This is a genomic window from Leisingera sp. M527 (genome assembly GCF_025141525.1).
Taxonomy (GTDB): Bacteria; Pseudomonadota; Alphaproteobacteria; order Rhodobacterales; family Rhodobacteraceae; genus Leisingera.
Genome location: NZ_CP081037.1, coordinates 317798 through 331835 on the forward strand (window position 1 = coordinate 317798; position 14038 = coordinate 331835).

General features: G+C 62.5%; 14 protein-coding genes and 1 tRNA gene. 4 read left to right on the top strand and 11 right to left on the bottom strand.

Translation table 11 applies throughout. The annotated features are described in order from the left end of the window. Positions 1–115: 115 nt before the first annotated feature. On the bottom strand, positions 116–1678 hold the full coding sequence (locus tag K3555_RS01675) for an ABC transporter substrate-binding protein (protein ID WP_259989455.1): 1563 nt from the start codon (positions 1676–1678) through the stop codon (positions 116–118). A 433-nt stretch (positions 1679–2111) separates the two neighbouring features. Here K3555_RS01675 and K3555_RS01680 point away from each other — a divergent pair, with 433 nt between their 5' ends. After that, positions 2112–2735 carry a hypothetical protein gene (locus K3555_RS01680; RefSeq protein WP_260007138.1) on the top strand — a complete coding sequence of 208 codons (624 nt, stop codon included), beginning with the start codon at positions 2112–2114 and terminating at the stop codon, positions 2733–2735. Positions 2736–3418: 683 nt separating this feature from the next. Here K3555_RS01680 and K3555_RS01685 read toward each other — a convergent pair. From K3555_RS01685 to K3555_RS01720, 8 genes are all read right to left on the bottom strand, one after another. Beyond that, positions 3419–3495 (bottom strand) — tRNA-Pro (locus K3555_RS01685). Positions 3496–3679: 184 nt separating this feature from the next. Beyond that, on the bottom strand, positions 3680–4783 hold the full coding sequence (leuB, locus tag K3555_RS01690; protein ID WP_259995090.1) for a 3-isopropylmalate dehydrogenase: 1104 nt from the start codon (positions 4781–4783) through the stop codon (positions 3680–3682). 120 nt (positions 4784–4903) lie between these two features. Next, entirely contained in the window at positions 4904–5950 is a 1047-nt protein-coding gene (locus tag K3555_RS01695; RefSeq protein ID WP_260007139.1) for an endonuclease/exonuclease/phosphatase family protein, read from the bottom strand. Then, positions 5947–6783: a hypothetical protein gene (locus K3555_RS01700; RefSeq protein ID WP_260007140.1), complete on the bottom strand. Its 837-nt coding sequence runs from the start codon at positions 6781–6783 to the stop codon at positions 5947–5949. The genes K3555_RS01695 and K3555_RS01700 overlap by 4 nt, the downstream gene beginning before the upstream one ends. A gap of 372 nt (positions 6784–7155) precedes the next feature. Continuing rightward, positions 7156–7761, bottom strand: coding sequence for a 3-isopropylmalate dehydratase small subunit (leuD, locus tag K3555_RS01705; protein ID WP_259989466.1), 606 nt, complete (start codon positions 7759–7761; stop codon positions 7156–7158). Further along, positions 7761–8588: a hypothetical protein gene (locus tag K3555_RS01710; protein WP_260007141.1), complete on the bottom strand. Its 828-nt coding sequence runs from the start codon at positions 8586–8588 to the stop codon at positions 7761–7763. Before K3555_RS01710 ends, leuD begins: the two co-directional genes overlap by 1 nt. A gap of 16 nt (positions 8589–8604) precedes the next feature. Further along, positions 8605–10008: a 3-isopropylmalate dehydratase large subunit gene (leuC, locus tag K3555_RS01715; RefSeq protein WP_259989469.1), complete on the bottom strand. Its 1404-nt coding sequence runs from the start codon at positions 10006–10008 to the stop codon at positions 8605–8607. A gap of 53 nt (positions 10009–10061) precedes the next feature. Beyond that, complete coding sequence (locus K3555_RS01720) at positions 10062–10160, bottom strand: isopropylmalate isomerase (RefSeq protein ID WP_245602898.1); 99 nt, start codon at positions 10158–10160, stop codon at positions 10062–10064. Between the two features lie 174 nt (positions 10161–10334). On the opposite strand from K3555_RS01720, the gene K3555_RS01725 reads away from it, so the two are divergent. The 3 genes from K3555_RS01725 to rlmH all read left to right on the top strand — a co-directional run bounded on the left by K3555_RS01725 (position 10335) and on the right by rlmH (position 12791). Next, the gene (locus K3555_RS01725; RefSeq protein WP_260007142.1) at positions 10335–11711 is read left to right on the top strand and encodes a mechanosensitive ion channel family protein; all 1377 of its coding nucleotides are present in this window, start codon (positions 10335–10337) and stop codon (positions 11709–11711) included. Positions 11712–11878: 167 nt separating this feature from the next. Continuing rightward, positions 11879–12259, top strand: a complete 381-nt coding sequence (gene rsfS, locus K3555_RS01730; RefSeq protein ID WP_259989476.1) for a ribosome silencing factor — start codon at positions 11879–11881, stop codon at positions 12257–12259. Between the two features lie 61 nt (positions 12260–12320). Next, on the top strand, positions 12321–12791 hold the full coding sequence (gene rlmH / locus K3555_RS01735) for a 23S rRNA (pseudouridine(1915)-N(3))-methyltransferase RlmH (protein ID WP_260007143.1): 471 nt from the start codon (positions 12321–12323) through the stop codon (positions 12789–12791). Between the two features lie 70 nt (positions 12792–12861). On the opposite strand, the gene K3555_RS01740 is transcribed toward rlmH, so the two are convergent. Then, entirely contained in the window at positions 12862–13218 is a 357-nt protein-coding gene (locus K3555_RS01740; RefSeq protein ID WP_260007144.1) for a hypothetical protein, read from the bottom strand. Positions 13219–13254: 36 nt separating this feature from the next. Further along, positions 13255–13977, bottom strand: a complete 723-nt coding sequence (locus K3555_RS01745) for a DUF599 domain-containing protein (protein ID WP_259989483.1) — start codon at positions 13975–13977, stop codon at positions 13255–13257. Between the last annotated feature and the right edge of the window lie 61 nt (positions 13978–14038).

A 14038-nucleotide genomic window follows, 5' to 3' on the forward strand; every position in this document is an offset into this window, starting at 1 on the left:
GTAAAACACCGTGTTCAAGGGAACCGCGGGTTCTGCATACACGGCTTTGGCGGCCGCTTGTTGTATTGGCGGCCCGGGCCGGCCGGAGGAGACCGGCCCGGGTCAGATCAGCGGCTTAGCTGCCGGTTTCGACGATCAGGTCACCGAAATAGGGGAAGTTCAGCGCATTCACGATGTCGCCTGCGTTCATGCCGGACTTGGCGCCCCATGCCAGGTTCTGCCAATGCAGCGGAATAAAGGCGGCCTCATCATACAGGATGCCTTCCAGCTTCTGCAGCAGTTCCGTACGCTTGGCCGGGTCTGTTTCCGCGTTGGCGGCGTTCATCAGCGCGTCGGCTTCCGGGTTGCAGTAGTTGCCGGAATTGTACTGGCCATTGCCGGTTGCTTCATCCGGGCAGGCGGTCAGGAACTGGTGGAAGTTGGCGGAATCTTCGGTATCCGCGTGCCAGCCGATCATCATCATGTCTGCTGCGCGCTCGTCAAACGTCGGCCAGTACTGGGCCTTGGGCATGGTTTGCAGGTCAACTTTGATGTTGATCTGCGCCAGCATCGAGGCAACAGCCTGGGCGATTTTGTCGTCGTTCACATAGCGGTTGTTCGGCGCCATCATGGTGATCGAGAATCCGTCGGCATAGCCTGCTTCGGCCATCAGCGACTTGGCTTTTTCCAGGTCAAAGCGCGGCGCATAGCCTTCGCTGTAACCCAGATAGCCGGCCGGGCTGGCCTGGCCGCCCACGGTGCCGAAACCGCGCATGATGCGGTCAACGATACCTGCGTTGTTCACAGCATAGTCGATCGCCTGGCGGACGCGGGCGTCCTTGAAGGCTTCGACACGGTTCTGGTTCATCTGAAAGGTGATGATACGGGTGCCGGGCATGGTGATCAGGTCAACGCCCTGGGCCTCAGCCACGCGCTTCAGATCAGTCGGCGGAACCGGAGCAATGAAATCAACATCGCCGGACAGCAGCGCGGCCACGCGTGTCGGGTCTTCCTTGATCGGGGTCAGCACGATCTTGTCTACGTTGCCGGCATCAGTATCCCAGTAGTCGGCGTAGCGGTCGAACACCACGCGCACGCCCTGCTCACGCTCGGAGACGATGAAGGGGCCGGTGCCGGATACATTGCGCGAGGCAAAGCTGTCGCCATGCTTGACGATCTCGGCCTTTTCCTTGCCATCGGCAGTGGTGCCGGAATAATAGGCGCTGTCCATCGGAAAGATGTAAGTCGCGGAGTGCAGGACCAGCGGATAGGGTTCCGAGGTCTTAAGGTCGAAAGTCATCTCATCGACAACTTCAACGTCGGTGAAGGGCGCGAAAATCGCTTTGAAGTCGTCGCTTTCCTTCAGCCGGTCAAAGGTCCAGTCGACGTCCTTGGCGGTCAGCGCGTTGCCGCTGTGGAAGGTGACGCCGCTGCGCAGCTTGAAGCGCATGGTGGTGCCGTCGATCTGTTCCCAGCTTTCAGCCAGGCGCGGTTCGAACTGCAGGTCCTGGGTCCAGCGCACCAGCGGGTCAAAGACCATGTGCGACAGCTGCAGCGTGCCGCCGGACAGCTGTTCATGCGGATCCAGCGAGACCGGGTCAGCGTCATAGGCAACGCGTACTGTGGTCTCGGCATAGGCAACCGGTGCCATTGCCGCCACAACGGCCGCGGCCGCCAGGCTTCTGACAAATTTCGTCATTAGGCATACTCCCCTGTGATTATGGCGTGAACGCTATCCGGTGGCGCGGCGTCTGTGAAATGCCGATATCGCATAGGGTATGCAGCTTGCACATTGGAGCTATGCGCATTTGGAATATCTGTTCCTTTGCAAACGCTTATGGTCAGCAATCGGGCAAGGGCGCAGTGAAAGCCAGCACCTCCGGGGTCAGTTTTCAACGAATCTTGCGTGGTATTGCTCGGGGAAAACGCCCCGAAATTGCTCTGCCCTGCCCGAAAGACCCAGCCTGACCGGCAGCTCCACGCTCTGAACCATACTCGAACGGCCAAGGATGCCACATTGCAGATGCGTCCCTTCCATCGGCTGCCTTACCTTAGGCGCATGACCGCCTAGCCCCGCAGAACCTTGTCTGCCGCGGCTTGAAGGTCAGGCAGCCTTCCATATAACCCGCGCCATGCCTGCACAGATTTTTTCAATGGAGGCGCGGGAGAACGGCGGTGCCCGGCTCGCGCTCAATTACAAACACGCCGGCCGCAGCGGCATCCAGCGCATTTCCTGCGACCTGCCGCAGGCCGGCCTTTTGCAGCTGGTGCTCTTTGCGGAAGCGCTCAGCCTGCGCAAGCGCTTCGGGCGCCTAATTGCGTCGGATGTGTCAATCGACGGGCTCAAAATATCCTATGACCCGGCGCGGCGGGATCTCCAGGTCGAGCGGCAGGCTGGCTACTCCAGGCAGACTGCTGGTTTGCCGATTGCGGATTTTCACTTCGAGATGGCCGGCATGACCGACATCTGCATTGCCTGGGCCGAGGTGACAAAGAACGGACCGGCTCTGAAACGCCTGCTGGCCGAATGCGCCGCGCCGGCTGAGCTTGAAAGGTTGCTGGGGCGGGACGAGGCTGATCTGGCCATGCATCAGCTGCGGGAAATTGCCGTGCTGCTGCTGGCGCAGGAAGCCTCAACCCGTGGTTCAGCGCTTGCCCGCAAGCTGCGCGGGAAGAAATCCCAGGACCAAGCCCGGGAAGCGGTTAGCGGGTTTGTACTGGAGCTTGCCGCTGAACTCGTTCCGGTTTCTGCCTAAACCCGAACAGGTCGGCGCAGGGCACCACGGATTAAGGCTATGAAGACTGGCACGTTTCACTCAGAGACTGTCCGGACATGGTTCCGGCTGTGTGAAAATGCTCACCGCCCGGTTTGCGGGGCGGTGATAGCCTGTCAGCCGTCGATCCGGCTGACCGGGCCGTGCCTGGGCATCAGCTGACCATAGTCGATCTCACCGCGGTTGCGCTCGATTTCCAGCACCACCCAATTCAGATAGCTGCGCGGGTTGACCTTGTTCAGGCGCGCGCTTTCGATGGGCGAAGAGTAGGTTGCCCAGACTTCAGCCGCCTCATGGGACCCGGCGAAGAGGGAGTTCTTCTTCGTCCGAGCGATGCCGCGAATGCCGCGTGCGACTGCGTTTAATCGATCTCAAGCCGGCCATCGAACACGAACTGCTGCAGACCGTCAAAGGCGTTGGGCGTTCATGCGGGGCATGACGCTGGAGGATGCGACAGCCTGCTTCGCCACCTCGCGCGAGACCCTGGAGAATGTCTGCCGATGCTGCAGTCCGGGTGCGCTGAAGAACGCCGCCGGGATCATGGGGTGGAAAATTTGACGCGCCTCGGCAACGAAATACGCACATCCACCGCATGAAACGTCGCGAATAGCTTTGCGGCCGATATGCTGAAAATAAAAAAGACGCCCTAAGGCGCCTTGTTTTATTGGTCGGAGCGAGAGGATTCGAACCTCCGGCCCCTGCCTCCCGAAGACAGTGCTCTACCAGGCTGAGCTACGCTCCGACCGTGGAGGGCGAAATAGCTCAGGGGGCGGGGTTTGACAAGGGCGATTCCGTAGAAAGCTGTGGTTTTCAGGAATTCTTTTTGCGGGCGCCGAAGGGGCCAGCGCGGTCATAGGAGGGGCACAAAAAAGCCCCGCGCTGACGGGCAGGCGGGGCTTTGAAACTTGCTTTGACCTGCCTCAATATCAGAGGCTTGCCTCCAAGGCGGCAAGCACGGCATCGCCCATCTGGCTGGTGGAAACCGGCTCAACGCCGTCTTCGCCCAGCAGGTCAGCAGTGCGCACGCCATCGGCCAGGACCTTCTCAACCGCGGCTTCCAGACGGTCTGCCTCGGCGCCCTGATCAAAGCTGTAGCGCAACGCCATCGCAAAACTCAGGATGCAGGCGATCGGGTTGGCCTTGCCCTGGCCGGTGATGTCGGGGGCGGAGCCGTGCACCGGTTCGTACAGCGCCTTGGGGCGGCCGTTTTCCATCGGTGCGCCCAGGCTGGCGGAGGGCAGCATGCCCAAGCTGCCGGTCAGCATCGCCGCACAGTCGGACAGGATGTCGCCGAACAGGTTGTCGGTCAGGATCACGTCGAACTGCTTGGGCGCGCGCACCAGCTGCATCGCACCGTTGTCGGCATACATGTGGGACAGCTCAACCTCGGGGTAGTCAGCCGAGACACGGGTCACCACTTCACGCCACAGAATGCCGGATTCCATCACATTGGCCTTCTCCATCGAGCAGACCTTTTTGCCCCGGCGCATCGCCAGCTCAAACGCGGAGCGGGCGGCGCGTTCGATCTCGCTCTCGGTGTAGCGCTGGGTGTTGATGCCGACGCGCTCGTTGCCTTCTTCAAAAATGCCGCGCGGTTCTCCGAAATAGACGCCCGAGGTCAGCTCGCGCACGATCATGATGTCGAGGCCGGCCACGATGTCCTTTTTCAGCGAGGAGAAATCCGCCAGCGCGTCAAAGCACTGCGCCGGGCGCAGGTTGGAATAAAGGTCCATTTCCTTGCGCAGACGCAACAGGCCGCGCTCGGGCTTTACCGAGAAATCCAGATCGTCATAGGCAGGGCCGCCGACGGCGCCGAGCAGAACAGCGTCGGCTTCCTGGGCCTTGGCCATGGTTTCATCCGCCAGCGGTTTGCCGTGCTTGTCATAGGCCGCGCCGCCGACCAGATCCTCGCTCACATCGAACTGCAGGCCGCGCTTGCCGCCGAACCAGGAGATGATCTTGCGCACTTCGGCCATGACTTCGGGGCCGATCCCGTCGCCGGGCAGAATCAAAATCGATGGGTTGGGCATGGGAGTCCTCCAAAAAACAGCTGGCAAGGGCGTAGCGGGACAGCGGGGCAGGGTCAACAATAGGCCCTGAAATTAAAGGGGTTTGATTGGGATTAGCGCAGGCCGGGCCGGGTCCTGCCCCTAGTCCAGCGCGATATCGGACCAAACCAGCCGGTGGCGGCTGGCAGTGGCGGCTGCTGCACTCGGAGCATCCGGCCAGACAACGCCGCTGCCGGTGACGGTCAGCCCGGCAGAGGGCAGCACATAATCCACCCGCATTCGCCCGGCGCCCTGCCACTCCACGGTTGCGGTTCCGGCTTGCGGGCTAAGCGGCTGCGGGTCCTGCAACCGGGGATCGCCCAGCAGATGGCGGATGGCGTCCTTGCGGCCTTCACCGCGTTCGGGGTCAAGATTGGCGTCACCGGCAATCACAAAGGGCGCTTGGGGTGCGGCGCCCAGGCGGCCATCCAGCAGCAGCTGCCACAGGCGGATTTCATCGCGGTTGCGCAGCCCGTTGCGGTCTTCCGGCCCGTCAAACACTGGCGGCGTAGCGTGAAATGTCATCACGTTCAGCTGCCCGCCGCCGGGCAAATCCAACGGCACCAGCCAATGCGCGGTGGCAGACAGGCGCTGCACGGCCTGCACGGCGCCGGACGGAAACGGGCGCCCGTCCGGGTGCTTGGGCAGCAGTGCGCCGGGCAGGTCCCTCCACAGCAGGGCCGAGAAGTCGCGGATCCCGCCGCGGTCAACCGGCAGCCGGGACAAAAGCGCAATGCCGCCTTGGCCGCGAAACCGGCCATAGCCTTGATTGTCACGTGGCCCGCCGATTCTGCCATTGCCATCCATGTCCAGCAGGGCCGGGGGCGGCAGCCCGGTATTGGGCTGCAGAAAAACACGGTAAGGATAGGCGGCGCCGGCCTCTGCCAGCAGCCCGGCCAGGGCGGCAAGGCTGCGGCCTTCATAGTCCCAATCAATCCCCTGCAGTGCCAGCACATCCGGCTGTGCGGCAGAGATCACCTCCACCACCGCGGCAATTTGCGGATCGCTGCCGCGCTCAATGTCGCGCAGCAGCAGGCCAGGCCCGTCCCGTGACAGCTCTGTGTTGAAGGTCGCGATGCGCAAGGTGCCGGCCTGGCCTGCGCCGGCGGCAAGGATCAGAAGAAGGAGGCTCGCCGCCAGCCGCCTCATGCGGTTTGCAGCGCTTCGTCCGCGGCGCTGCCGACGGCGCGCCGTTTATGCATGATCAGCCCGGCAATGCGCTGCATTGCCATGCCGCGCATGATCATTGAGGCAGGCACCAGCGCCCAGGCGCTGATCACCCAGATCAGCATATGCGGGGCTGCCAGAATTCCGGGATCGACCAGGCCCGAGGCCATCTTGACCGCGGCGGGCAGGGCAAACGGCAGCAGCACGCCGCCGATGATATTGACGCGCGCGTCACGCTGCAGCCGCTGCACCACATCGCCGCCGGTGGTGGGGTCGAACAGCGGCAGGTTGACCCAGACATTAAAAGCGCCGCTTCCGACAGGCCAGTGGCCGACACGGATCACCAGCGCAAAGCCGGCAATCGCGGCGCCCGCGATCGCACAAACCAGCCCGGCGGCATCGCGCACCATCACCATTGTGGCTTCCGGAACCTGCGGCGGCAGCATCAGCACCGTCAGCTGCACCGGCGAGTAGGCAAAGTCCAGCTGCCCGCCCAGCCAACCGCCCAGGCGCTGCACCAGCGCGGTCAGCCCGGTCGGTTCCAGCGGATGCGCCGCCAGCAGGCTCAGCGCGCCGACAGACGCAGCACAGGCGGCAAAACGCATCCGGTTGATCGGCGGCGCATTGCGGAATTCCACAAAGCTGGGGAAATGCGAGTTGTATTCAGTGAAGGCCAGAGCAGAGCCCAGGAGTGCAATGAACAGGATGATTTCCGGAGACTCGGTGGCCGATGCCGGCAGGATCAGCGTCGGCATGGCAAACAGCATAGCCACCAATATGCCGCGGAACGCCGCGCCTGTGATGCGTGCAAACACGTCTCTCAATCCCTTCAAACTGGAACGGGCGTTTTCGCCTCTGGGTCCAGAATTGAAGCCCCCCGGGAATGGCCCAGGGCGCTCTGCCTCATTTTTGCCCCATTGTTGCCGGGCGGCGGCTTTCCGCTCAAGGCCCGGCGGCAGGGCAGGGGCCACTTTCCCCGCGGGACTGGTGCCCGATTGCATCAGGGATTTGGTGAAGAATGAGAGGGGTGGGGGGCACCTACCAGATGCAGTGGCAGAGCGCGAGGGAAGCACAACGAGACAACCCGTTCTGAATTGCGGCAGGAATGCGGCGCGAATCTGGCGGGCGAAAATAGAAGAGCCGCCCAGGCCGGGCGGCTCTGATGTGGTCTTGGCAGAACGCGGGAGTCAGACCCAGGGACGGGCCTGCGCGGTCTTGTCCTCAAATGTCTTGATGGAGTCCGCTTTCTCCATGGTCAGGCCGATATCGTCCAGACCGTTCAGCAGGCAGTGCTTTTTGAATGCATCCACTTCAAACGCGATCACCTCGCCGTCCGAGGTGGTGATCTCCTGTGCTTCCAGGTCCACGGTCATGCGGGCGTTGGCGCCCTTTTCCGCATCGGCCATCAGAATGTCGACCTGTTCCTGCGGCAGCACGATCGGCAGGATGCCGTTCTTGAAGCTGTTGTTGAAGAAGATGTCGGCAAAAGACGTCGAAACGATGCATTTGATGCCGAAATCGGCAATTGCCCAGGGCGCGTGCTCGCGCGAGGAACCGCAGCCGAAGTTGTCGCCCGCCACCAGGATCTCGGCCTTGCGGTACTGCGGTTTGTTCAGCACGAAATCCTCAATCTCGGTGCCGTCGCGGTTAAAGCGCATTTCGTCGAACAGGTTCTTGCCGAAGCCGGTGCGCTGAATGGATTTCAGGAACACCTTGGGGATGATCATGTCGGTGTCGATGTTCACCAGCGGCATCGGGGCGGCGATACCCTGCAGTTTCTGGAATTTTTCCATTACTCGTTTCCTTGTTTCTGGTGCTTCAAACCGCTGAGATCAAAGCCGATCTCTTGCGCGTGGCGTGCGATGAAGCTGTGTTTTTCGGGCCGGTGCGTCTTGTGGTAGCGGCGCACCATGGATGCGTAGAGATGAACGGCCAGCGTGTTTTCGGTCAGCCAGCCGTCTTCCTGGCAGTGGCCGCTGAACAGCACGTCGGTCAGAACACCGCGGATCGGATAGAACACCTCCGGCTCGCGGACATGTTCGACCTCGCCGGTCAGGGTCAGCGTGTAGTCCAGCGCCCGGGGGCCAAGCGACGGGCGCTGCAGCTCAAAAGCTGTCAGCAGGCGCTTGCCGGGCGGCGCGGCCTCCACTTCCTTGCGGATCTTGCGGCCCAGCCAGGGCGGCACGAACTCAGGGTCCTCGAACCAATCCAGCAGATGGTTCAGCGCAGCAGAGCCTTTCGGCAGCCGCAGCACCGCGCCGTTGATCGACCGTGTCGGCTCATAGCCGACGTGATAGCCCGCGTCCGGCAACGGCCGGCAGCAGAGCATATCAGTGTCGATCCAGATCATCTCCGTCTGTTTCAGCAGATACAGGCGGAACAGATCAGACAGCATCGAGGCAGGCGCCTCCCCGTGCCCCGCCTGGACCGGGTCCCAGATTTCCGCTGCCGGGCAGGTGCGGACACCTGGCGGCACCGGCGGCGCTGCAGGCCCGGTGTGAAACAGCACAACCTCGTGGCCGCGCTGCACGAAACTGGCCAAAGACAGTTCGTGCAGCCAGTTCAGGCTGTCACCGATCCACAGGCTTGCAACTGCGGGAAGGGAAGGGCTGGATGGCATCGGAGGCCCCTCAGGCTCAGATCAGCTCACGCACATCCGTCAGCCTGCCGGTCAGCGCCGCAGCAGCTGCCATGGCAGGCGACACCAGATGGGTGCGGCCCTTATAGCCCTGGCGGCCCTCGAAATTCCGGTTCGAGGTTGCGGCGCAGCGCTCGCCCTCGGACAGCTGATCGGGGTTCATCGCCAGGCACATGGAGCAACCCGCAAGACGCCACTCGAAACCGGCGGCTTCAAAGATCCCGGCCAGGCCTTCTTCTTCGGCCTGGGCACGTACCAGGCCGGACCCGGGTACGATCATGGCGCGCATGCCGTCCTTGATCTTCTTGCCTTTCACGATCTCGGCCACGGCGCGCAGGTCTTCGATGCGGCCGTTGGTGCAGGAACCGATGAACACGGTGTCGATCTCGATATCGGTCAGTTTCTGACCGGGGGTGAGCCCCATGTATTCGATCGAACGGCGGGCCGCCTCAACCTTGCCGCCGGTGAAATCCTCAGGTGCGGGCACCACACCGGTGATCGGCAGCACGTCTTCAGGGCTGGTGCCCCAGGTCACAACCGGCTGGATGTCTTCGCCCTTCAGGGTGACAACCTTGTCGAAATGGGCGCCTTCATCGGTGAACAGGGTCTTCCACCAGGTCAGCGCGGCTTCCCACTGGGCGCCTTTGGGGGCGTGCGGGCGGCCTTTGACATAGTCATAGGTGGTCTGGTCCGGAGCGATCAGGCCGGCACGGGCGCCGCCTTCGATGGCCATGTTGCAGACGGTCATGCGGCCTTCCATCGTGAGATCCCGGATCGCTTCGCCGCAATACTCAATCACATAACCGGTGCCGCCGGCGGTGCCGGTCTCGCCGATCACTGCCAGGGTAATGTCCTTGGCGGTCACACCCGGCTTCAGCTTGCCGGTGATTTCCACCTTCATGTTCTTGGACTTCTTCTGGATCAGCGTCTGGGTGGCCAGCACGTGCTCGACCTCCGAGGTGCCGATACCGTGCGCCAGCGCGCCGAACGCACCGTGGGTGGCAGTGTGGCTGTCGCCGCAGACCACGGTCATGCCGGGCAGGGTCCAGCCCTGCTCGGGGCCAACGATATGCACGATGCCCTGGCGGACGTCATCCACCGGGTAGTAATGCACGCCGAATTCGCGGGCGTTTTTGTCAAGCGCTTCGACCTGGATGCGGCTTTCCTCGTTCTCAATGCCTTTGGCACGGTCGAGCGTGGTCGGCACGTTGTGGTCCGGCACCGCGATGGTTTTATCCGGGGCATGCACGCCGCGGCCGGCCATGCGCAGGCCTTCGAACGCCTGCGGGCTGGTCACTTCGTGGACCAGGTGGCGGTCGATGTAAAGCAGGCTGGTGCCATCCTCGGCTTCATGCGCAACATGCGCATCCCAGATTTTGTCATAGAGTGTTTTGGGGGACATGGGTCCACTCCCGTATGTATTTGGGTATGCTGGCTTTGGGCTGGGCAACGGCCTTATAGGCGCGCCAGGACCGTGCGGGCGGCGCCATAGAACCGTTCGCGCAGCCGTGCGCGGTCTTGCAGTTCGATCTTTTGCGCCAATACGAGGGTCATGGCTGTCAGATACATCCGCAAGGGCCGGCAATCAAGATTCGTTCTATCACCGGGGCGAGCGGGTTCTGATCCGGAAATCTCGCGTCCGTCCGCCCCCATGGGCAGGCACTGCCCTTGTCTGTTCTTGATCAAAGCATTCAGGAGCGGCACACTGCCTGAAAAACGGGAGGCTTGATGGAGCCGGAAGAGCAGACCCTGCCAAAAGACGCGATCGCGGAAAGCACCGCCGACGCGCTGGAGTTCGGGCAGCAGATCTGGGACTTGCTGATGCAGGGGGGCGAGCTTCTGCTCAGGCCCTGGAACGCCTATCAGGTTGGCATTGCGCTGGCGGTGTTCGTGCTGGCTGCCCTGATCGCCAAGCCGTTGGGCAGCGCGTTCCATGACTGGCTGCGCGGGCGCGAGGGCTGGCCGCGCTGGCGGATGCGGGTGGGGCTGGTGCTGCACAAGCGGATCCGCGGCATCCTGTTTGTGGTGCTGATCTGGCTGGTGGTGCTGATCATGCAGGAGGCGACCTGGCCCAGCCGCTCGCGGTTGCTGGAGCTGATCGCCAACCTGTCGCTGGCTTGGCTGATAGTCTCTTTTGCGACCAGACTGGTCGGCAATCCCTTGCTGCGGAACTTGGTGAAATACGGCGCCTGGATCTGGATCACCCTGCGTATTCTGGGCATCACCCAAGAGGCAATCCATCTGCTGGACGGCGTCGCCATCGAATTCGGCGACCTTAGGATCTCGCTCTATCTGGTGGTTCAGGCGGCGGTCATTCTTGGCGTCATGCTGACGCTGGCGCGGGTGATTTCATCGGTGGCGGCCAACCGTATCCGCAGCAACGCCGATATCTCCCCGTCTATGCAGGTTCTGGGCGCCAAGATGGCGCAGATCCTTCTGTTCGGCGGCGCCTTCTTCATTGGACTTAAGGCCATCGGCATCGACCTGACCGGGCTGGCAGTGCTGTCCGGTGCCATCGGTGTGGGTCTTGGTTTCGGCCTGCAAAAAGTGGTGTCGAATCTGGTGTCGGGTCTCATCATCCTGTTGGACAAGTCAATCAAACCCGGCGATGTGATCAGTCTCGGAGACACCTTCGGCTGGATCAATGCGCTGGGTGCGCGCTATGTCTCGGTCGTGACCCGCGACGGCCGGGAATACCTGATTCCAAATGAGGACCTGATCACCTCTCAGGTGGTGAACTGGTCGCATTCCGATAAATTCGTGCGGCTGGATCTGACCTTTGGCACCGGTTACGGCGACGACCCGCACAAGGTGCGCAAGATCGCGATAGAGGCGGCATTAGGGGTGAACCGGGTGCTGAGCGCGGGCGGCAAGAAACCGGTCTGCCATATCACCGGTTTTGGCGACAGCAGCGTTGATTATGTTCTCAGAATCTGGATCGACGATCCCACCGGCGGCCTCACCAATATCCGCGGCAATGTCTATCTGGCGCTATGGGATGCGTTCCAGGCCGAAGATATCTCAATCCCCTTCCCGCAGCGCGAGGTGCGGATGCTGAACGACCCGCTGCCGGTCAGGGTTGCACCTGCCGGAAATGAGGGATAAAGCACGGGGCTTGCATCGCCGGAGCGGGGTTTCATTGAAAATTCACCATCTGGTTGCTACATTATTAATAGGCCCGGCGCCGGGGCTTGGCGGCGCGTTGCAAGGAGGACTATGTCCTGTCACCCGTACCTCAAGCGGCGGATGCCGCTGTCAATGGGGCAGCCGTGATGGCTTCCCAGTCCCAGCCCACCAGCGAACAGCTGCTGGAGCGGATTCTTTCTTCTCTCAGCGATGACAAAGCCGAAGATGTGGTGCAGATCGACCTGCGCGGCAAGACGGCGATTGGCGATTACATGGTGCTGGCCTCGGGCCGTTCCACCCGCCAGGTTGCCGCCATGGCTGAAAAGCTGACCGACCGGCTCAAACAGGAATACCAGCTTGGCTGCAAGGTCGAAGGCAAGGATACCGGCGACTGGGTGCTGATCGACACCGGTGATGTGATTGTCCATATCTTCCGTCCGGAAGTGCGCGAGTTTTATCAGCTCGAGAAGATGTGGATGCCCGCAGGCACCGCGGCAGCCCCGTCAACCCCGGCTGCCGAGGGCTGATCCAAGGCTGATTTGATGCAGGCCCGCGCCTGGGTGCGGGCCGGATTGCTTTTGGAATTTCATGCGACTGCATATCTGTGCGGCCGGCCGGTTGCGGGCTGGCCCTGAAAAATCCCTCATCGACGACTATATTGCCCGGTTCGACCGGACCGGCCGCGCGCTGGGCCTGGGGCCTGCGCGGGTGGTGGAGGTCGAGGACAAGAAAGGCGGCGGCATGGCGGCTGAGGCCGCATTGCTGCGCAAGTCGCTGCCCAAGGGCGCGGTGATCTGCACCCTGGACGAGCGCGGCAAGGTGATCTCTTCCCCGGATTTCGCGGATAAGCTGGCAGGCTGGCGCGACAGCGGCCGTCAGGATCTGGCGCTGATCATCGGCGGGGCCGACGGAATAGATCCCGGCTTGCGGGCCGAGGCCGATTTCTCGATCTCCTTCGGCAAGATGGTCTGGCCGCATATGCTGGTGCGGGTGATGCTGGCAGAGCAGATCTACCGCGCCGCAACCATTCTGGCCGGCAGCCCCTATCACCGGGTGTGAGCTGTAGCGCCAGATCAGAATGCGCCTGCGGCGCATGCCTGCGGCGCGAGTATTTTTTCAAAGAAGAAGATCAGGGCAGGGTGAGGACGTATGTGTCCTGGCCCCATCCATCCACAAGGCAGCGGGCCTGGATCTGCACCTGGGTTGTGCCCTCTGGGATCTGCACGCCGCTGAGGGACCGGGTGAAAGGCTGTTCCTGTTCATGCGGATGCGCCAGCACGCGCAGGTCCAGCTCATTGCCCGTCATGTCCAGCACCCGCCAGCCGTCTGCGTAATGCTCCCAGCCGGTATCGGGATGGGACAGCGTGACGCTGAAGGTCCAGCTGTTGCCGGATTGGCGGGCGGCGGCATTCTCGATCACCGGTTCGTCCGCAAAGGCAGGAAGCGCAACGAAGCAGAGTGCGAAAGCGGCAAGGGTCTGTTTCATGGCGCTACCTTAGACGCGTGCCCGCAGGAGGTGCAGTCACGAAACTGTGTCCCCTTTGCTGACTGGCGGGATGCGCAGCAGGATGGTGCGGGAGTGCGAGGCAAATTCCCGCCGGTACAGCACCGCAAAGGTGATCACCGCGGCGCCTGCCAGCGGCAGCGCGCCCGCCAGCCAGGCCACGGCAGCCAGCGCAAAATACGTCGCCCGCATACCGCGGTTGAAGCTGCGCGCGGCGGTGATGCTGATTTCAGCGGCCTGCGCGGCACGGGGATAGGCAAGCGGGTCCTTGCGGTCATTCGGCACTGCGGCCATCAGCACCGCACAATAGCCGAACAGCCGGTGCGACCAGACAAATTTCAGAAACGCATTGGACAGAAACAGAAGCACCACCAGGATCTTAACCTCCCAGACAAAGGCCGGGGCGCTGTCCTGGATCAGGTCTTCGGCCACACCTGCCAGCTGCTCGGTATTGCCGATCAGGGCCAGCCCGCCGCCAATCGCAATCATCGCGGCAGAGGCAAAGAAGGCCGTGGCCTGGCGCAGGTTGCCCGCCAGCTGTGCATCAAAGATCCGCGGATCGCGTTCGACCATCTGTTTCATCCAGTCGCGCCGGAAATCCGCCATCAGCCAGGACACCGAAGGCCGCCCCGCGGGCGGGTTTTCGATCCGCCAGCCGATCCACAACCAGCCTGCAATCAGCAGGGCAAGTGCGGCGAGGTCGTATAGTGAAAACTGCGCAAGGCGGGTGGTCCAGATCATGGGCCGACACTAGGGGGCTGATCCTGGCGCGGCAATCCGTCTCTTGCCAGATGGGGAGTAT

Bases quoted from the DNA above. Each gene is read 5' to 3' on its own strand.
- K3555_RS01725 (WP_260007142.1), top strand. From the start codon at position 10,335: ATGGAGCCGGAAGAGCAGACCCTGCCAAAAGACGCGATCGCGGAAAGC.
- leuD (WP_259989466.1), bottom strand. From the start codon at position 7,761: ATGGAAAAATTCCAGAAACTGCAGGGTATCGCCGCCCCGATGCCGCTG.
- rsfS (WP_259989476.1), top strand. From the start codon at position 11,879: ATGGCTTCCCAGTCCCAGCCCACCAGCGAACAGCTGCTGGAGCGGATT.
- rlmH (WP_260007143.1), top strand. From the start codon at position 12,321: ATGCGACTGCATATCTGTGCGGCCGGCCGGTTGCGGGCTGGCCCTGAA.
- K3555_RS01675 (WP_259989455.1), bottom strand. From the start codon at position 1,678: ATGACGAAATTTGTCAGAAGCCTGGCGGCCGCGGCCGTTGTGGCGGCA.
- leuC (WP_259989469.1), bottom strand. From the start codon at position 10,008: ATGTCCCCCAAAACACTCTATGACAAAATCTGGGATGCGCATGTTGCG.
- K3555_RS01745 (WP_259989483.1), bottom strand. From the start codon at position 13,977: ATGATCTGGACCACCCGCCTTGCGCAGTTTTCACTATACGACCTCGCC.
- K3555_RS01695 (WP_260007139.1), bottom strand. From the start codon at position 5,950: ATGAGGCGGCTGGCGGCGAGCCTCCTTCTTCTGATCCTTGCCGCCGGC.
- K3555_RS01740 (WP_260007144.1), bottom strand. From the start codon at position 13,218: ATGAAACAGACCCTTGCCGCTTTCGCACTCTGCTTCGTTGCGCTTCCT.
- K3555_RS01680 (WP_260007138.1), top strand. From the start codon at position 2,112: ATGCCTGCACAGATTTTTTCAATGGAGGCGCGGGAGAACGGCGGTGCC.
- K3555_RS01710 (WP_260007141.1), bottom strand. From the start codon at position 8,588: ATGCCATCCAGCCCTTCCCTTCCCGCAGTTGCAAGCCTGTGGATCGGT.
- leuB (WP_259995090.1), bottom strand. From the start codon at position 4,783: ATGCCCAACCCATCGATTTTGATTCTGCCCGGCGACGGGATCGGCCCC.
- K3555_RS01720 (WP_245602898.1), bottom strand. From the start codon at position 10,160: ATGACCCTCGTATTGGCGCAAAAGATCGAACTGCAAGACCGCGCACGG.